Annotated in this window: 16 protein-coding genes; 7 read left to right on the forward strand and 9 right to left on the reverse strand. The window is 69.2% G+C overall.

Translation table 11 applies throughout. From position 1 onward, the window contains the following. Positions 1-22: 22 nt before the first annotated feature. Together modA and ACQW02_RS07045 are read right to left on the reverse strand one after the other, a co-directional pair. The gene (gene modA, locus ACQW02_RS07040; RefSeq protein ID WP_431284553.1) at positions 23-808 is read right to left on the reverse strand and encodes a molybdate ABC transporter substrate-binding protein; all 786 of its coding nucleotides are present in this window, start codon (positions 806-808) and stop codon (positions 23-25) included. A 61-nt stretch (positions 809-869) separates the two neighbouring features. After that, positions 870-2,060: a DUF2325 domain-containing protein gene (locus ACQW02_RS07045; RefSeq protein ID WP_431284554.1), complete on the reverse strand. Its 1,191-nt coding sequence runs from the start codon at positions 2,058-2,060 to the stop codon at positions 870-872. Positions 2,061-2,245: 185 nt separating this feature from the next. On the opposite strand from ACQW02_RS07045, the gene ACQW02_RS07050 reads away from it, so the two are divergent. Next, positions 2,246-2,644, forward strand: a complete 399-nt coding sequence (locus tag ACQW02_RS07050; RefSeq protein ID WP_431284555.1) for a hypothetical protein — start codon at positions 2,246-2,248, stop codon at positions 2,642-2,644. After that, on the forward strand, positions 2,644-3,483 hold the full coding sequence (locus tag ACQW02_RS07055; RefSeq protein ID WP_431284556.1) for a molybdate ABC transporter substrate-binding protein: 840 nt from the start codon (positions 2,644-2,646) through the stop codon (positions 3,481-3,483). The genes ACQW02_RS07050 and ACQW02_RS07055 overlap by 1 nt, the downstream gene beginning before the upstream one ends. A gap of 330 nt (positions 3,484-3,813) precedes the next feature. Here the strand turns inward: ACQW02_RS07055 and ACQW02_RS07060 are convergent, their stop codons facing one another. The 4 genes from ACQW02_RS07060 to ACQW02_RS07075 form a co-directional block, all read right to left on the reverse strand. Further along, positions 3,814-4,794: a tripartite tricarboxylate transporter substrate binding protein gene (locus tag ACQW02_RS07060; RefSeq protein WP_431284557.1), complete on the reverse strand. Its 981-nt coding sequence runs from the start codon at positions 4,792-4,794 to the stop codon at positions 3,814-3,816. 79 nt (positions 4,795-4,873) lie between these two features. Beyond that, a complete protein-coding gene (locus ACQW02_RS07065) occupies positions 4,874-5,848 on the reverse strand; it encodes a Bug family tripartite tricarboxylate transporter substrate binding protein (protein WP_431284558.1) in 975 nt (324 codons plus the stop codon). A gap of 41 nt (positions 5,849-5,889) precedes the next feature. Then, positions 5,890-7,071 (reverse strand): CaiB/BaiF CoA transferase family protein, encoded by a 1,182-nt coding sequence (locus tag ACQW02_RS07070; protein WP_431284559.1) that lies wholly within the window; start codon positions 7,069-7,071, stop codon positions 5,890-5,892. After that, positions 7,068-8,045: a hydroxymethylglutaryl-CoA lyase gene (locus ACQW02_RS07075; RefSeq protein ID WP_431284560.1), complete on the reverse strand. Its 978-nt coding sequence runs from the start codon at positions 8,043-8,045 to the stop codon at positions 7,068-7,070. The genes ACQW02_RS07070 and ACQW02_RS07075 overlap by 4 nt, the downstream gene beginning before the upstream one ends. A 110-nt stretch (positions 8,046-8,155) precedes the next feature. Between ACQW02_RS07075 and ACQW02_RS07080 the strand changes: the two genes are divergently transcribed. Continuing rightward, positions 8,156-8,899 (forward strand): IclR family transcriptional regulator, encoded by a 744-nt coding sequence (locus tag ACQW02_RS07080; protein WP_431284561.1) that lies wholly within the window; start codon positions 8,156-8,158, stop codon positions 8,897-8,899. A gap of 2 nt (positions 8,900-8,901) precedes the next feature. Here ACQW02_RS07080 and ACQW02_RS07085 read toward each other — a convergent pair whose 3' ends face one another. Beyond that, the gene (locus tag ACQW02_RS07085; RefSeq protein WP_431284562.1) at positions 8,902-11,055 is read right to left on the reverse strand and encodes a catalase; all 2,154 of its coding nucleotides are present in this window, start codon (positions 11,053-11,055) and stop codon (positions 8,902-8,904) included. Positions 11,056-11,255: 200 nt separating this feature from the next. Here ACQW02_RS07085 and ACQW02_RS07090 point away from each other — a divergent pair, with 200 nt between their 5' ends. Continuing rightward, positions 11,256-11,723, forward strand: coding sequence for a hypothetical protein (locus tag ACQW02_RS07090; protein WP_431284563.1), 468 nt, complete (start codon positions 11,256-11,258; stop codon positions 11,721-11,723). Here the strand turns inward: ACQW02_RS07090 and ACQW02_RS07095 are convergent. Beyond that, positions 11,704-12,672, reverse strand: a complete 969-nt coding sequence (locus ACQW02_RS07095) for a Bug family tripartite tricarboxylate transporter substrate binding protein (protein WP_431284564.1) — start codon at positions 12,670-12,672, stop codon at positions 11,704-11,706. The two genes, ACQW02_RS07090 and ACQW02_RS07095, sit on opposite strands and share 20 nt — an antisense overlap. A gap of 160 nt (positions 12,673-12,832) precedes the next feature. Between ACQW02_RS07095 and ACQW02_RS07100 the strand changes: the two genes are divergently transcribed. Genes ACQW02_RS07100 through ACQW02_RS07110 form a run of 3 tightly spaced genes read left to right on the forward strand, consistent with a single transcriptional unit; the run spans position 12,833 to position 15,583 of the window. Beyond that, positions 12,833-13,519, forward strand: a complete 687-nt coding sequence (locus ACQW02_RS07100) for an isochorismatase family protein (RefSeq protein WP_431284565.1) — start codon at positions 12,833-12,835, stop codon at positions 13,517-13,519. Then, the gene (locus ACQW02_RS07105; RefSeq protein ID WP_431284566.1) at positions 13,480-14,931 is read left to right on the forward strand and encodes a dihydroorotase; all 1,452 of its coding nucleotides are present in this window, start codon (positions 13,480-13,482) and stop codon (positions 14,929-14,931) included. The genes ACQW02_RS07100 and ACQW02_RS07105 overlap by 40 nt, the downstream gene beginning before the upstream one ends. Next, the gene (locus ACQW02_RS07110; RefSeq protein WP_431284567.1) at positions 14,915-15,583 is read left to right on the forward strand and encodes a GntR family transcriptional regulator; all 669 of its coding nucleotides are present in this window, start codon (positions 14,915-14,917) and stop codon (positions 15,581-15,583) included. The genes ACQW02_RS07105 and ACQW02_RS07110 overlap by 17 nt, the downstream gene beginning before the upstream one ends. Positions 15,584-15,633: 50 nt before the next feature. Here ACQW02_RS07110 and ACQW02_RS07115 read toward each other — a convergent pair whose 3' ends face one another. Continuing rightward, positions 15,634-16,581, reverse strand: coding sequence for a LysR family transcriptional regulator (locus tag ACQW02_RS07115; protein ID WP_431284568.1), 948 nt, complete (start codon positions 16,579-16,581; stop codon positions 15,634-15,636). Positions 16,582-16,593: the final 12 nt, after the last annotated feature.

Below are 16,593 nucleotides of genomic sequence, written 5' to 3' on the forward strand. Positions count from 1 at the left end.
CGCGTGCTGCCTGTTCCGCGCGTCACCGCGCGAGCAAGAAGCCGAAGCGCTGCCAGGTGGGCGTCGCCTCCGGCCCGGTCAGGAAGGCCAGCAGCGCACGCGCCTGGGCATTGCCCTCCGCACGGCGGGTCAGGGCGAAGGGGTAGGTGACGGGCTCATGACTTTCGGCGGGGAACGTGCCGACCACGCGCACGCCGGCGCTGGCGGCGGCATCGGTGGAATAGACGATGCCATAGGGTGCCTCGCCCCGCTCGACCAGCAGCAGCGCGGCGCGGACGTTGTCGGCCCGTGCCAGCCGCGGGGCGATGGCGTCCCACTGGCCCATCCAGGTCAGCGCCGCCTGGGCATAGCGCCCGACCGGCACATGCGCCGGGTCGCCGGTGGCGATGCGGCCATTGGTGCCGAGAAGCGCCAGGAGATCGGTGCCGCGCGCCAAGGCGACGGGGCGGGCGGCATTGGCCGGCGCGATCAGGACGAGCGCATTGCCGAGCGGGCTGCTGCGCGTGGCATTCACCAGCAGGTTGCGGTCCTGCAGGTAATTCGCCCAGGCTTCGTCCGCGCTCATGAACAGGTCGGCGGGCGCGCCCTGTTCGATCTGCCGGGCCAGGGCCGAGGAGGCGGCGAAGGAGAAGCGCGGCGCCGGATTGCCGCGCGCGGCCCATTGCCCGCCCAGGTCGCGCAGCGCGTCGGTCAGGCTGGCGGCGGCGAAGACGGTCGCGGGTTCGCTTGCCGGCTGGGCCCGGGCCGCGAGCGGGGTGCAGGCCAGCGCGAGGGCGGCGACGGCTGAAAGGAAGCGGCTGCGACGCATCCGGCATCTCCTGGCTACGTTGTATGTATTGGGAGATAGCGGATCGCATCGACCGCGTCCATCAGGCCGGTGGCGAAGGGCCTTGCCGCAAGGCGGCCAGCAGGCTGGCCGCGCCGGTCGAGCGCAAGGGCTGGAACGGGCGCCCCAACTGCCGGCACAGGCGCTTCACGCCAAGGGCCGCATCATGGCTCACGCAATCCACCGGAAAGACGACCAGATCGGCCCGGCCCACCAGGCCGGGCAGGGTGGCGCTGCCCTGCTCGGCGTCGAAATGCAGCAGGGCCGCCCCTTGCGCCGCCGCGGCGCGACGGAGCAGGGCCGTCTGGCCGGACCGCCCGCCCACATACAGCACTGTGCCAAAAGGCGACGGGCGCGACGGCGCCACGTCGGGTTGCACCATCGCCGCCTCGGCCGCCGCCACCTCCTGGGTCAGGCTGGCGACCTCATCGACAAGCTTGAGCCTCGCGACATGTTCCTGCCGCTGCGCGGCGCGGGCTGCCAGTTCCCGGGTTTTGGCAGCCTCACGGCGAGCGATCTCACGTTGCAGGCGCCCGTGCAGATCGCCCACCAGGCGATCGACCTCGGCCACGCGTCCGGGTGCTGCTTCGGCGCGCTGCCCTGCCTGGCGGGCTATCAGCTCCTGCAAGGTGCGGATGCGGCCGTCGCGTTCGGTGATGTCGGCCTGCAAGCGGGCCTGCTGCCGCGCCACCGTCTCCCGCAACGCCGCGATCTCCCGCTCCTGATCCGCGAGACGGCGGATGTCGGCGCGATTCGCGGCGCCGACGAGGTGCGAAAGCATGTGAACCTCGCCAAAGACGGCGGAGATGAGCGCCTGGTCCGTCACCGGATGTGTGAGCACCGCCCAATAGGCGCCGGGGATGTCGCCCGCAGCCATCGCGGCCCGCCAATGGTCGCGGAGGGACGCCGTGTCCCTGGCGTCGTTAAACCGACGAATGACGGCGCGATGCCGTTCATCGAGCGCCTTGTTCAACAGTTTCGACGCCGCATCCTGCCGACCCGCCAGGCCCACGGCCATGCTGTGCAGCGCGTGATCGGTCGCACCTGCAGCGCCAAGGCCGAGCTTGCGCAGCAGGCGGCGCAACTCATCGGTCGAGAGGCAGGTGCCGACGATCGAACAATGCAGGCTGTCGCCGAGGTCCCAGAGCCTGCGGCGCCGGGGCAATGCCGGACGGACCGGCCCGGCCGGGACGGCAGGGGCGGGCAGCAGCCCTGCGCGCGGCGCCGGGTGCATGACGACCGCACAATCGCAATCGCGCCCGGAGGATCTGATGGAGGCGCTGCTGGCTGCGAAAGAAATGCCCCGGGGTGCGTCGTCCCTGCGTCCATCGTCACGAAGCGGCATCATCGCCAGTCACCCCTTGCATTTCGATATATATGATTGAGTATAACGATGGAAACGCGCAAGGGGGGAGGGCGATGGGTGATCCGACGCAGGCCGATGCAAGGCGCGACATCGTCGCGGCGGAAGCCCTGCTCGACTGGTCCGTGGACCGCGACGGCCGCGGCGTGACGCTCGGCCTACTGACCGAGGCGGGGGGCGAGGTGGCGCTCTCCCTGCCAGCACAGAGCGTGCCACAGGCCACCATGGCACTGCTCGCCCTGCTGACGGAGCTGCATCGTCGGGGCGCGTCGGACATCATGCATCCCGTTGCCGGCTGGCGGTTGGAAGGCGTGCAGGCGCCGGACCATCGCCTTCTCACCCTGACCACGACAGAGGGGTTCCGCCTGACCTTTCTCCTCCTTCACGACGAACTCGATGCCATCGCGCTCGCATCCGCGTCAGCCGTTCCGACGGCCCCGGAGGTTACCCACTGATGCCCGGCATTCGAAGCTGGCGGTCACTTTGTGTCGCCCTGTGCATGATCGTGGCAGGGCCCAGCCCGGTGTGGGCACAGGCGGAGCCGCTGCGGCTGCTCGCCGCGGGAAGCCTGACGCAGGCGATGGGCGAGGTGGCGGCCGCTTTTGCCGGCACGCCAGGCGGCCAGCAGGTCGCGACGGGGTTCGGCCCTTCGGGCCTGCTGCGGGAGCGGATCGAGCGCGGCGAGGCGCGTGCCGATGTGTTCTTTTCAGCCAGCCTGGAACACGCGACCCGCCTTGAACAGGCCGGGCGCGCGGTGGCGCCGGCGGTGGTCTTCGTGCGCAACCGGCTTTGCCTGCTGGTTCGGCCGGGGCTGACCGTCACGCCGTCGGCCGTGCTCGATACGCTGCTTGATCCTGTGGTGAGGCTCGGAACCTCGACGCCGCGCGCCGATCCGTCGGGGGATTATGCCTGGGCCTTGTTCGCACGGGCGGAGGCAGTGCGGCCGGGCAGCCGCGCGATGCTGGAGGGTAAGGCGCTGCAACTGGTGGGCGGGCCGAGTTCGGCGACGCCGCCCGCCGGCATCGGTGCCGTCGGCTGGCACTTCCGCGAAGGCCGGGCGGATGTCTTCCTCGGCTACTGCACATCGGGCGCTCAGGCCGCGCGGGAGGTGCCAGGCATTACGGTCCAGGATCTGCCGCCGAGCCTGGCCGTCGGCGCCGACTACGGCATGGCCTTGTTGTCCGCGCGGCCTGAGGCGGTGCGGCTGGCACTGTTCGCGCTGTCGCCGGCCGGGCAGACGATCCTCGCGCGGCATGGCTTCGCGCCGGTGACACAGATCGCGGACACGCCATGAGAATCCTGGCAAGGGCGAGCGTCGTGTGAACATCGAAATGCAGAACGCGCTTCATCCGCTCCTGGATGGCGGAGCGAAGCGCCTCTGGCGGGGTGCCTGACACGAAAAGCCCTCGATCGGAGAGGGTCCGACGACGGTTGCGGAGCAGTCGGGCAATGGCCGGGACGAGGGGAAATGGGCCTTGGAGGAATTTCTGGAGGTCGAGGCGTTGATCGGATCCGAGGCGGCTTGATGCCAACCTCTCGCCGACAGCGTGACATGTAGAAATCCGTGACGCAGCGCCCTCAAGGCCTCGACGATGCGCCGCGTCACGGCATCCGGGCGCGCCCGCTATTCCCGCCAGGGCCGCACGGCCCATAGCGCCCGCAGGCTGGCCTGGTCGGCCAGCATCATGTCGCGATAGGCGTCCCCGATCAGCGGCCGCAGCGGCATGTTCTGCTGCGCCGCCACGGCCAGGAAGGCGGGGTCCGTCAGTGCGCCGGCAAAGGCCTCCCGCAGCCGCGCGAGGATGTCCGGCGGCAGGCCCGGGGGGCCGGCGATGCCGCGGGCGCTGCCGCCGACCACGTCGAATCCCTGGTCGCGGAAGGTCGGCACATCGGCGGCGGGTTCCCATCGCGCCGGGCCGCCCTGGCCGAGGCAGCGGATCTTTCCCTCGCGCATCAGCGGCAGGCCCTCGCTCATGTTGATCGAGCCGACCTGGAGCGACCCGCCCAGCAGGTCGCGCATCACCGGCGGCGTGCTGGCATAGGGGACGTGGGTCAGCCGGACGCCCGCCGCCTGCTCATAGGCCAGTTGCAGCAGGTGGTCGTCCGATCCGATGCCGGCGGTGCCGATGGTGATGGTGTCCGGCGCGCGCTTCGCCGCGGCCTGCAGGTCGGCCAGGGTCCGCAAGGCGCTGTCCGGACGGACCCAGAAGCCGCCCGCGTCATCGACGACATTGGCGATCCAGGAAAACTGGTCGGCGCGGTAGCGCGGCGTGCGCTCGATCGCGATCGTGTTCATCGCGGTATTGGTGATGGCACCCAGCGTGTAGCCGTCGGGGGCGGCGTTGAAATTCGCCTCGAACCCCAGTTGCCCGGCGGCACCTGGCCGGTTCACCACGACGAAGCGCGAACCGGGCAGGCGGGGGGCGACGAATTGCAGGATCGGCCGCGCCATCAGATCGACGCCGCCACCTGGGGCGAAGGGGACGATGACTTCGATCGCGCGATCGGTCGGCCAGCCGGCGGCGCGCGCCAGGCGCGGGGCGGCAAGCCCCGCCAGCGCGACGCCTGCGATGACGGCGCGGCGGGTCAATGTGGTCTTGGACATGTTGTTTTTCCCCCACGGTTTCATTTGTGACCAGACTGGGGCGCGTCGCTTGCGTCGGCAACCGCGCCCGATTGCGCCGCTAATCCACCTGCACGCGGGCGTCGGTGACGGCCTTCCCCCATTTTTCGATTTCAGCCGTCAGGAAGGTGCGGAATTCGTCGGGCGTTGACGGCGTGGGGTCGGAGCCCTCGGCCGCAAGGCGTTCGATCATCGCCTGGGAGGTGAGCGCGCGGCGGACCTCCGCATTGATGCGCCCGACGATGGCCGGCGGCATGCGGGCGGGCGCGACAAGGCCGGTCCAGTTCACCGCCTCGAAGCCCGGATAGCCGGATTCCGCCACGGTCGGCACCGTCGGCATGGTCCGCAGCCGCCCGGCCGAGGTGACGGCCAGTGCCCGCATCTCGCCGCCTTCCAACATGCCCCGCACCGCCAGCGGATTGGCGAAGAACAGGTCGAGCCGCCCGGCGATCAGGTCGGTCGAAACCTGCGCGCCGCCACGATAGGGGATGATCAGCACGTCGATGCCGGCGCGGCGCTTGAAGATCTCGGCCGCGAGGTGCCCGACCGTGCCGCTGCCGGGATGCCCGCAGGTCAGTCCACCCGGTGCCGCCCGCGCGGCCGCCACCACATCGGCGAGCGATTGCAGCCGCGATCCCTTGCCGACGACCAGCACATTCGGCTGCGTCGCGACCAGCGAGATCAACGACAGGTCGCGCAGCGGCTGATAGGGAATATTCGCGGCATAGAGCGTCGGGTTGATGGCGAGGTTCGCGGTCTGGCCCATGCCGATGGTGTGGTCATCGGTCGACTTGACCACGGCATCGATACCGATGTTGCCGCCCGCGCCCGTCCGGTTTTCGACAACGACGGTCCAGCCGGAAACGGCGGTCAACCGTGCCGCCATTTCACGCGAGACGACATCGGTGCCGCCGGCCGGTGGTTGGGGCACGATCAGGCGCAGCGGCCGGTCGGGCCAGGTGGCGCCCTGGGCGTGTGCAAGATTCGGGGCTGCCAAGGTGGCGCCCGCGGCCAGCAGCATGTGCCGACGATTCATGTTCTTGGATCTCCCGATTTGGTTTTTTTCGTAGTCGGCGATCAGCCCGATGCGGCGCGGCGTTTCGCTTCCGGGTCCGGCCCCAATGCGCCAAGGATTTCGGCGGTGTGCTGGCCTGGGGTCGCCAGGTCGAAGCGCACGCCGAGCCGTGTGTCGCCGAATTGCAGCGGCAGCGCGGGCACCGAGGTAGCGCGCCCATCCGGCAGGGTCAGCGGCAGCATGCCGCCGCCGGCATTCAGATGCGGATCATCGTAGAGATCCCCGGGCTGGGTGATGCGCGCGAAGGGCAGGCCCGCGGTTTCGCACAGCGCCTCCAAGGTCGCGGCGTCGCGTTTGCCGAGCAGGGTCTGCACCAGCGGGATCAGCGTTTCCCGTCCCTGCGAGCGCAGCGTGTTGCTGGCCCATTGCGGGTCGAGCAGCGCCGGCTCCGCCAGTTCGCGCGTGAAGATCGTCCATTGCCTGTCGGTGACGACGCCGACGAACAGCGCCACGCCGTCGGATGTGGTGAAGATGTCATAGACGCCCCAGGCCCGCTTGCCCGCGGCCATCGGCGGCGGTGCGACGCCGGTGATGGCCTGTTGCAGCATGTGGGTGGAGACGAGGTAGGCCGCGTTTTCGAACAGCCCGGACTGGATGAGTTCGCCCTTGCCGGTGAGTTCCCGCTTGCGCAGCGCGGCCATGACGCCGATCGCGCCGAACATGCCGCCCATCATGTCGTTCACCGGCGCGCCCGCGCGCAGCGGCCGCCCGGGCGGGCCGGTCATGTAGGCGAGGCCCGACATCATCTGCACGACCTCGTCCAGCGCCGTGCGATTCTCGTAGGGGCCGCTGAGGAAGCCCTTGAGCGAGCAGTAGATCAGCCGCGGATGTCGCTTGGACAATTCCTCATAGCCGAGGCCGCGCGCGGCGAGGCCGCCTGGGCGAAAGTTTTCGATCAGCACATCGGCGGTGTCGATCAGCCGCAGCAGGGTCGCCACGTCGTCACCATTGGCGGTGTCGAGTTGCACCGACTTCTTGTTGCGCGAGAAGGCGGCGAAGAAGCCCGTGCCGGTCGAGGTCAGATAGCGCGTGCGATCGCCGGGCCCGGGCGGTTCCACCTTGATGACCTCGGCGCCGAGGTCGGCCAGGACCAGGCCACAGCTCGGCCCCATCACCATGTGGGAGAATTCGATGACCCGCACGCCCGCCAGGGGCAGCGGGCCGGCCGCCATTGTCTCGCTCACGCCGCCACCGCCGGGCGCGCGACGAGCTTGCCGGTGCCCTCCGGCGCCGCGGCGCCGGAGGCGTAGTGGAAGCCCTTCTCGACGCCGACTTCGGGCAGGTAGCCGTAAACGGCTTCGCCAGGCAGCCCTTCCAGCAGGATGGCCCGCGCCTCCGCGAGGCGGGCGAGGTCGATGCCGGTGTCGAGGCCCATCGCCTCAAGCATCCAGACCAGGTCTTCGGTGACGATGTTGCCAGTGGCGCCCGGCGAATAGGGGCAGCCGCCGATGCCGCCCTGGGAGGCATCGAAGGTCGTCACCCCGACGTCCAGCGCCGCGATGACATTGGCCAGGCCCTGGCCGCGGGTGTTGTGGAAATGCGCGCCGCCGGCCTTGGCGCCGATTTCCGCATGCAGCCGGGTAAACAACCGCTTCACCTGCGCCGGATTGGCGTAGCCGACGCCGTCGCTGAGCCCGATGCTGTCGGCGCCCTGTTCGGCCAGGCGCACCGCCATGTCGATGACGCGGTCTTCCGGCACGGGGCCTTCGATGGTGCAGCCGAAGGCGGTGGAGATGCCGATTTCGATATCGGGTCGCGCGCCGGCCGGCAGGCTGTCGCGCCAGGCCACGACTTCACCGACCTGCAGGATCGCCTGGTCGGTCGTGACGCCGATATTGGCCAGGCTGTGCAGGTAGGATGCCGAGACGGGCATGGTGATCTTATGCGCCCCGGCCGCACCGGCCGCCTGCGCGCCGCGCAGATTGGGCGCCAGCGCCATGACGGTGACCCCGGGCAGGTCGAGCGCGCCGCGCACCACGGCGGCGGCATCGGCCATCTGCGGCAGCTTCTTCGGATTGACGAAGGAGCCGACCTCGATCTCCCGCAGGCCGGCCGCGGCCAGGGCGCGGATCCAGCGCAGCTTGGCCTCGGTCGGCATGGTACGGTGGATGGATTGCAGGCCGTCGCGCGGCCCGACCTCACTGACGAGGATGTTCATTGCGATGTTCCCTCAAAACTGCGGACGAGGCAATTTTCTATTGTACAGAAAATATTTCTTGTGTAGAGAAAACTATCAAGAGCTTCAGCCATGGTCAAGGAAACGGGTGGATGGAGGCGCCAGCAAAACGTCGTGGCCGTCCGCGATCCGTCGCGGCCGAGGACGCGATCGAACCCCGCGTCGAAGCGGTCGAACGGGCGCTGTCCCTGCTGAACGCCTTCGCCGATGGTCGCGCCCGGTTGGCGCTGAGCGAACTGGCCGCCCGCGCCGGGCTTTATCCCAGCACGGTGCTACGGCTCGCCGGGTCGCTGGCGCGGTTCGGTTATTTGCATCGTGAGGCCGATGGGCAGTTTCGCCTCGGCCCCGCGCCGCTGCGCCTGGGACTGCTCTACCAGGCGAATTTCAACCTGGCCGACCGCGTCCGCCCCGCGTTGATGGCCCTGACCGAATGCACCGGGGAGACAGCGTCCTTCTTCATCCGCGAGGGCGACACCCGTGTTTGCCTGTTCCGCCACCACGCCGACCGGAGCATCCGGCATCATATCGAGGAAGGTTCAGCGCTGCCGATCGATCGCGGTGCCAGCGGGCGCGTGCTGACCGCCTTCACCGGCGGGGTGACGGCGATGGATGCGATCGTGCGGAAGCAGGGCTTCCATATCTCGATGGGCGAGCGCGATCAGGACAGCGTCGCGGTGGCCGCCCCGGTGTTCGGGCCGGAGAGGCTGGTCGGCGCGCTCGGCGTGACGGGCCCGCGCGAGCGCTTCGAACGCGTCGATCGCGACGAGCGCGCGGGCGTCATTGTCGCCGCGGCCGAGGTGCTGACGCGCCTGCTCGGCGGCCGGGCGCCAGGCTGAGGTCAAGCTTGCTTCTTATGCGGTTTCGTTGGGCCGGCCGACGTCGGTCGTGGTGGGGGCAGGTCGGCCTCACGGTCCCAGAACCGCATCGCCCGGCAACGGACAACGAAGCCTGTCGCGTCGGCCGCGCCGCGCAGCGGCACGAAGCCGCCATCATCGGTCGGCACGCCAATCTTCGCGAATAGTGTTCCGGCGGCTTCGACATGGCCGATGAATTTGCAATGGGCGACGGCATCGGCGAGGAAATCGCGCGCCGCGGGCATCGTCGCCAGAAGCGCCGCGCCATCGGTGGATGGCAGGATGGCCACCGCGTCGAACAGCACGGAGGGGGCTGCGACCAGGGCATGATGCGCGGCGATCGTGTTGCCATCGCTGGCGACGATGCCGGCGATGCTCGGTGCGACCAGTTCCAGCGTCGCGCCTTCGGCCTCAAGCACCGAACGCAGTGCCGTCAGCAGGGCCGCATCGGTGCCGTCGGTCACCAGGGCGCCCACCTTGCGGCCACCGAAGTTCGGCGGCGGGTTGAGCAATATGCTCAGCGCCGATGAAGGCGGCAGGTCGGTGCGGATCGGGCGGGCCGGCTCGGCGGCCGCCGGCAGTTTCGCGATGCCGAGTTTTTCCGCGACCGCGGCCGCCAGCGCGCCATCCACATTGAGCAGGTGGGATACGACGCGCAGGCGGATCGCCAGCGTCTCCACCTTGCCGAGTTCAAAGGCGAAGGCGTCGCGGATATGGCCCTGCTCCACGGGAGTCTGGCTGATGTAGAACTGCCGCGCCTGGCTGTAGTGGTCGGCGAAGCGCTCCGGCCGCGCCCGCAGCTTGGCGCCTGATTCCTCCACGGGATGCGTCACGAAGCCGTGCTTTGGCGATTCGCGGGGGCCGCCGGCGGCGCCGCCCCAGGAATTGGGTTCGTAATTCGCCCGGCCTTTCGGGTTGTGGAAGGCCATGTGCCCATCCTGCTGGAAATGCGCGAAGGGGCATTTCGGTGCGTTGATCGGCAGGTGCACGAAGTTCGGCCCGCCAAGCCGCTTCAACTGGGTGTCGAGGTAGGAGAAGTTGCGTCCCTGCAGCAGCGGGTCATTGGTGAAGTCCACGCCGGGGACGATGTTCTGGGTCATGAAGGCGACCTGCTCCGTCTCGGCGAAGAAATTGTCCACCACGCGATCGAGCACCAGGCGCCCGACGCGGCGGATGGGGACCTGCTCCTCCGGAATCAGCTTGGTCGGGTCCAGGACATCGAACGCGAAGGTCTTGGCAAATTCCTCATCGAACAATTGCAGGCCGAGTTCCCATTCGGGAAAATCACCGGACTGGATCGCCGCCCACATGTCGCGGCGGTGGAAATCGGCATCGGCGCCGTTCAGTTTCACGGCCTCGTTCCACACCACCGACTGCATGCCGCCCTTGGGCTTCCAGTGGAACTTCACGAAGGTGGCGCGCCCTTCGGCATTGACCAGGCGGAAGGTATGGACGCCAAAACCTTCCATGAAGCGCAGCGACCGTGGGATCGCCCGGTCGGACATCGCCCACATCAGCATATGCGTGGATTCCGGGGTGAGCGAGACGAAGTCCCAGAAGTTGTCATGCGCCGTCGCGGCCTGGGGGAAGCCGCGATCGGGTTCTTCCTTCGCGGCATGGATCAGGTCGGGGAACTTGATGGGGTCCTGGATGAAGAAGACCGGAATGTTGTTGCCGACGATGTCCCAGTTGCCCTCCTGCGTGTAGAGTTTTACCGCGAAACCGCGCACGTCGCGCGCGAGATCCGGCGAACCCTTGTTGCCGGCGACCGTCGAGAAGCGGACGAAGGCCGGTGTGCGTTCGCCCTTGCGGGCGAAGATGTCGGCACGGGTGATATCGGTCAGCGGTTCGTAGGTCTCGAAGAACCCATGCGCGGCAAAGCCGCGTGCATGGACGACGCGTTCGGGGATGCGTTCGTGGTCGAAGTGGAAAATCTTCTCGCGGAAATGCGCATCTTCCAGCAGGGCAGGGCCGCGTGCGCCGATGCGCAGGCTGTTCTGGTCATCGGATACCGGGCTGCCTTGCTGCGTGGTCAGAACGGGCACATCGCCGCCGGCGGTCTGATGGGTCTCGCCGCCCTTGCCACGAAAGCCTTGCGGGCTGCTCTGAACGGATCGCGGCGTTTTTTTTCCAGGCATGGGTCCGATTCCTCGATCGCACGGGTCGTGGATCAGGAACGTTTCCCGGGCTGGATGGTTGCGCGATCACCGCTTTGCGGGGCCAGGGCAACTTTCTCCCTCCGCAATAGTTGCCCTCCCGGGGGCCGCCGTCCTGGTGCTTCTCGGCGCGCTCGCCGCGGCCGGAGAGCGACACCACGCCCGAGAACAGGAGTCAGACCATGAGCATTCGAACGCACACCAGCCTGTTCGACACCCATAGTGACGCCATTGCCGCGGTGCGCGACCTTGAGGCGACGGGCTTCACCAATGAAGAAATTCGCATCGTCGGCAACTACGCGGACATGGCGACCGGTGCTGGCGGGCTGCTTGGCCTGCTGACGGAGGGTGGCGTCGATGAGAAGGACGCCCATGTCCATGCCGAGGGCATTCGGCGTGGCGGCACGATCGTGACGGTCCGCACCGACGCGACCCGCGTCTCGCACGCGGCGAACATTCTGACGCGCCATATGCCGGTGAACATTGCCAGCCGCGAGGCGGAATACCGCAAGGCGGGCTGGAACGGTTACAATGGTGGTGGTGACGTCATGTTCCCCACACAGCCGGCTGACCAACCGAGGGAGGCAGGGAGCCGCCAAACGGGCTGCCTGCCTCCCGGTCGGGCGATCCTTAGTCCAGGCGGATATTGAGGCTGCGCACGACCACGCCCAGGCTTTCCCGATCGGCGGCGATAAAGGCGCGCGTCTCCTCGGGCGACATCCCGACAGGGAGGATGCCCTGGGCACGGAAAACCTCCTGCACCGCCGGCGTGCGCAGGGCCTCCGACGAGGCGGTGGCGATGCGCGCCACGACCGCGGGCGGTGTGCGGGCCGGGGCGAGCAGGGCGAACCAGTTCGCGGCGTCGAGCGGCATGCCGAGTTCCCGCAGGGTCGGCACGGCGGGCAACAGCGGCACGCGTTCGGCCGAGCCGATGCCCAGGATCTTGACGCGCCCATCGCGCGCCAGCGCCTCGGCCGGTCCCGCGTTCATGAACATGGCGTCAACCTGGGCCGCCACGAGGGCCGTATAGGCCGGGGCCGCCCCCGTGTAGGGCACATGCAGCAGATCCAGCCCGGCGCGCTGGATCACGCTTGCCGCGGCAAGCTGCGATGTCGACCCGATGCCCCAGGACGCGTAGGTCAGTTGGCCCGGGCGGCTCCGCGCGAGATTGACGAAGGCATCGAGCGAATCCGTCCCGAGCCCCGAGCGGACGACGAGGGCGAAGGGCCCATTCGCGAAGACGGTGATCGGTTCGAAGCCCGCGACCGGATCGTAGGTAAGGCGCGAGTAGACCAGCGGGTTGACCGAATGCGTCTCGGCACTGGCGACGAAGAGCGTGTGCCCGTCCGGCCGCGCGCTGGCGACGGCCTGTGCACCGACGGCGCCGTTGGCGCCGGGACGGTTGTCGACGACCACGGGTTGGCCGAGCAGCGGGCCCATGGCGGTTGCCAGGGCGCGCGAGATGACGTCGGTCGCGCCGCCGGCATTCCAGGGCACGACGATGCGGACGGGCTGGTCCGGGAAGGCAAGGGCGGGTGCGGCCATGGCAAAGGTGGCGCCGGCGCCCAGCACTGCGCGGCGTGAGAGCGGTATCCTCATGGGGTGTGCTCCTGCGAATATGATGCGGCTGCGCGCCCCGTGGCAGGACACCGGCGCATATCATTCCGCGCCATCGACGCTGTCAACAGACTGGGATCCCACTTGTGTGGCAGCCCGCTCTCCCGCTACCACATCAGCGGATTTGGATCGGAGGGCGCAGATGAAACCCTGGGACGGCATCATTCCGGACGAGGAGCAGAAGGCCTATGGCGCGGCAGGCTTCGGCCGCACCTCCGGGCTCGGGCGGCGACCGGCACTGCTGATCATCGACGTCCAGTACCGCACGGTCGGCACGCGCCCGATGCCGTTCTGGGAGGCGATCAAGGAATTCCCGACCTCCTGCGGCGATGTGGGCTGGGCGGCGGTGCACCGCATCGAGACGCTGCTCACGCTGTTTCGGGCGCGCGGCTGGCCGGTGCTCTACCCGCATGTCTCGCCGAAGGAGAGCTTCGACCAGGGACGCTTGGCCGAGAAGGTGCCGGCCCTGATGACCGTGGCACGCAACGGCTACGACTTCGTCGAGGAGATCCGCCCGCAGCCGAAGGACATCCTGCTGCCGAAGAAGCATCCCAGCGCCTTCTTCGGCACGCCGCTCGCCAGTTACCTGATCGATCTTGGCGCCGACACGCTCGTCGTCACCGGTTGCACCACGAGCGGCTGCGTGCGCGGTTCGGTGGTCGATGGCTTCGCCTACAACTTCAAGGTCGTTGTCCCGCATGATGCGGTCTACGACCGTAGCCGGGTGTCGCACGCCGTGAACCTGTTCGACATGGCCTCCAAATACGCCGACGTGATGAGCACCGAGGAATGCGCGGCCGCGCTGCGGGCGCTGCCGGCGGCGGGGTGACGGCCATGGCCTGCGACCTGCTCCTGACCGGTGCGAGGGTGGTGCTGCCCGGCGCCGCCGAACCCACCGCCTGCGACATCGCGGTCGAGGGCGGGCGTATCGCGGCGCTGCTCGCGCCGGGGACGGACATCCCGGCGCGGGAACGGGTGTCGCTGAGCGGCCTGGCCGTGCTGCCGGGCGCGATCGACGCGCATCTGCATCTCGGCCACGGCAAGGACATCTCCCGCCCGCGGGTGCCGGGCGATGCCGACCGGGAGTCGGCCGCGGCCGCGGCCGGCGGGATCACCTGCTTCATTCCCTACCTGATGGCGACGGAACCGTTCGCGGCGATCCTCGGCGATGTGATCGCCGTGACCGCGGCCGGCGCCCGGATCGATTTCGGCTACCACCCGATCATCTCGACGGAGGAGCAACTCGCCGAGGTCGAGGCCTGCATCCGCGACTGGGGCGCGCCGAGCTTCAAGATCTTCATGAACAACCGGGGTGGCGAGGGGAAGCGCCTCGGCCTGCCCGATATCGACGACGGATTCCTGCTGCGGCTGTGCGAGGCCGCGGCGGCGCATGGCGGCATGGTCTGCCCGCATCCCGAGACGATCGAGATGGCCTGGGTGCTGCGCGAACGCGTGCTGCGCGCGGATCCGGAGGGTAGGGGAGGGCTGGCGACCTGGAACGCCACGCGCCCGCCCTTCGTCGAGGCCGACGCGGTGCAGCGCGCGGCCTATGTCGCGAAGACCACCGGCGCACCGCTCTACGTCGTGCACACGTCGTCGGCCGAGGCGCTCGATGCCGCTTTGCGCCAACGTGCGGCGGGCGCTCGCGTCTTCGTCGAGACCTGCCCGCATTACCTGACACATGACGTCACCTGGCCGGGCGGCACCATCGGCAAGATCAACCCGCCGTTGCGCGAGGCCACTGATCGCGAAGCGCTCTGGCGCGGGCTGATTGACGGCAGCATCGACACCGTCGCGACCGATCACGTGCATCGCGACATCACGTCGAAGGATGGCGGCATCTGGACCGCATCGCCCGGCTGCCCGGGGATGGAGACGATGCTGCCCGTCCTGTTGAGCGAAGGCTTTGCCAAGCGCGGCCTCAGCCTTGCGCGCATCGCGGCGCTGACGGCGGGCAATCCGGCGCGCGCCATGGGGCTCGACCACGCCAAGGGCGTCATCGCACCGGGCATGGATGCAGACTTTGCCATCGTGGACCCCGCCGCGCGCTGGACGGTCACACGGGATTCGGTCGTGAGTTCGGCCGGATACTCGATCTATGAGGGTTGGGCGTTGACCGGGCGTGTGATCCACACACTTGTGCGCGGCCGCTTCGTCCTGCGTGACGGCGCGTTCGACGATACCGCCGTGGGGACAGGCCAATATGTGCGACGTAGACTGACCCATGGGACGCACGCGTAAGCCGGCCGGCAACCTGCGGGAGCAGGCGCTCGACACGATCCGGGAGCGCATCCTCGATCTGCGTTATCCACCCGGCAGCCTGCTTTCGGAGAACCAGATCGCGGAGGAGCTTGGCATCAGCCGGACGCCGATCCGCGAGGCCCTGCGCGAGCTTGCGGCCGGCGGGCTGGTCCGCATCCTGCCGCAGCGGGGCGTCGTGGTGTCGGAGCCGTCGGTGCAGGACATCATCGAGGTGTACCAGTTGCGCGAGCAGCTCGAATGCTTCGCCGCGCGCCTCGCGGCCGAGCATGTGACCGCGGCGGATGCGCAGACCCTTTCGGCCGATCACGCCGTGGCGCAGGCCCATTTCGCCGCCGGGCGCCTTCAGGCGGCCTATGAGGCCTCCGTCGGGCTGCACGTCCAGATCATCGCGCTGACGCGCAACGCGCGGCTTGTGACGTTCATGAACCAACTTGGTGACCAGGTGCACCGGTTCGGCCTGATGACCCTGCGCCATGGCCGCGCGCCGCGCGCGCTGGAGGAACATGGCGGGATCATCGCGGCGATCCTGGCGCGGGATGGCGCAAAGGCCGAGGCGCTGATGCGCGAACACCTGCGTGCCGACCGCGACATGGCGTTGGAGACGGTCCTGCCGACCTGCTTGAGCGCGTAGCGCCGCGAGGACGCGGTGCCCCATGCTGGCGGCGGTGCTCCCCACCTCGTTCAGACAGGGGATCGCCACGGCCCGGTCGCGCACCCAAGCGTTGCGACGATGTCGTCCATCAGGCTGCTTGCCGCGGGTGACAGCCGCCGCTCCCGGCGGCTCAGCAGGCCCACGGTCCGCGTCAGGGCCGGCCCCACCAGCGGCACCGGCACGACCTCGTTGCTGGCATCGGGCGGAATCGCCGACGCGGGCAGCGCCGTCAGCCCCGCGCCGGCCGCGACCAGGGCGACCGCCGTGGACAGGTGGCGCACCTCGATGCGCCATGGCGCGACCACGCGCGCCTCCGCCAGTGCCGCCTCCACCAGGCGGCGGTTTTCGCTGAGCGGGCCGATCGAGATCAGCGGCTCCTGCCGCAATTCCTCCCAGGATACCGCTTCGCGCAGCGCGAGTGTGTGACCGCGGGGGCAGACCAGGAAGAAGGGTTCCTCGAACAACACCTGGCGCTCCACGTCCCAGCGCTCCGAGCCGATCGAGGCTAGGGCGAAGTCGATGCGGTTGCCTTCCAGCAGGGCGCGGATCTCGGTGGCGGAACTGTCATGCACCGTGACCTCGCCGCCCCGCCAGCGGCTGCGATGGCGCGCCAGCAGGGGGCCGAGATAGCGCACGGCAAGCGTCGGCAGGCAGCCGAGTTCGACCGTCTGGCTGGTGTCCCGGTCGCCGGCGCGGCGCATGGCATCCTGCAGCCGGGCCAGCGCTGCATGCGCCTCCGGCAGCAGCGTGGCGCCGGCCTGGGTCAGCCGCACCGGCTGGCCGCGGCGCAGCAGCAACTCCTGCCCCACGATCCCCTCCAGCCGCTGCAGCCGGCGGGTGAGGGCGGGTTGGCTGATCCCGAGCCTTGCCGCGGCACGGCGGAAGGAGCCGAGATCGGCGACGGCGATGAAGGCGTCGAGCCCAGGCAGGTCCAGATACATGCGCCGGATGATGCACCAGACGCATCGCCCGGTCATCTCATTGCATTG

The organism is Humitalea sp. 24SJ18S-53, assembly GCF_050632385.1.
GTDB lineage: Bacteria > Pseudomonadota > Alphaproteobacteria > Acetobacterales > Acetobacteraceae > Humitalea.

What these genes read in the sequence shown, in the direction of transcription:
- ACQW02_RS07045 (WP_431284554.1), bottom strand. Translation starts at nt 2,060, where the DNA reads ATGCACCCGGCGCCGCGCGCAGGGCTGCTGCCCGCCCCTGCCGTCCCG.
- ACQW02_RS07095 (WP_431284564.1), bottom strand. Translation starts at nt 12,672, where the DNA reads ATGAGGATACCGCTCTCACGCCGCGCAGTGCTGGGCGCCGGCGCCACC.
- modA (WP_431284553.1), bottom strand. Translation starts at nt 808, where the DNA reads ATGCGTCGCAGCCGCTTCCTTTCAGCCGTCGCCGCCCTCGCGCTGGCC.
- ACQW02_RS07100 (WP_431284565.1), top strand. Translation starts at nt 12,833, where the DNA reads ATGAAACCCTGGGACGGCATCATTCCGGACGAGGAGCAGAAGGCCTAT.
- ACQW02_RS07075 (WP_431284560.1), bottom strand. Translation starts at nt 8,045, where the DNA reads ATGAACATCCTCGTCAGTGAGGTCGGGCCGCGCGACGGCCTGCAATCC.
- ACQW02_RS07060 (WP_431284557.1), bottom strand. Translation starts at nt 4,794, where the DNA reads ATGTCCAAGACCACATTGACCCGCCGCGCCGTCATCGCAGGCGTCGCG.
- ACQW02_RS07080 (WP_431284561.1), top strand. Translation starts at nt 8,156, where the DNA reads ATGGAGGCGCCAGCAAAACGTCGTGGCCGTCCGCGATCCGTCGCGGCC.
- ACQW02_RS07050 (WP_431284555.1), top strand. Translation starts at nt 2,246, where the DNA reads ATGGGTGATCCGACGCAGGCCGATGCAAGGCGCGACATCGTCGCGGCG.
- ACQW02_RS07055 (WP_431284556.1), top strand. Translation starts at nt 2,644, where the DNA reads ATGCCCGGCATTCGAAGCTGGCGGTCACTTTGTGTCGCCCTGTGCATG.
- ACQW02_RS07085 (WP_431284562.1), bottom strand. Translation starts at nt 11,055, where the DNA reads ATGCCTGGAAAAAAAACGCCGCGATCCGTTCAGAGCAGCCCGCAAGGC.
- ACQW02_RS07115 (WP_431284568.1), bottom strand. Translation starts at nt 16,581, where the DNA reads ATGACCGGGCGATGCGTCTGGTGCATCATCCGGCGCATGTATCTGGAC.
- ACQW02_RS07065 (WP_431284558.1), bottom strand. Translation starts at nt 5,848, where the DNA reads ATGAATCGTCGGCACATGCTGCTGGCCGCGGGCGCCACCTTGGCAGCC.
- ACQW02_RS07105 (WP_431284566.1), top strand. Translation starts at nt 13,480, where the DNA reads ATGCGCGGCCGCGCTGCGGGCGCTGCCGGCGGCGGGGTGACGGCCATG.
- ACQW02_RS07110 (WP_431284567.1), top strand. Translation starts at nt 14,915, where the DNA reads ATGGGACGCACGCGTAAGCCGGCCGGCAACCTGCGGGAGCAGGCGCTC.
- ACQW02_RS07090 (WP_431284563.1), top strand. Translation starts at nt 11,256, where the DNA reads ATGAGCATTCGAACGCACACCAGCCTGTTCGACACCCATAGTGACGCC.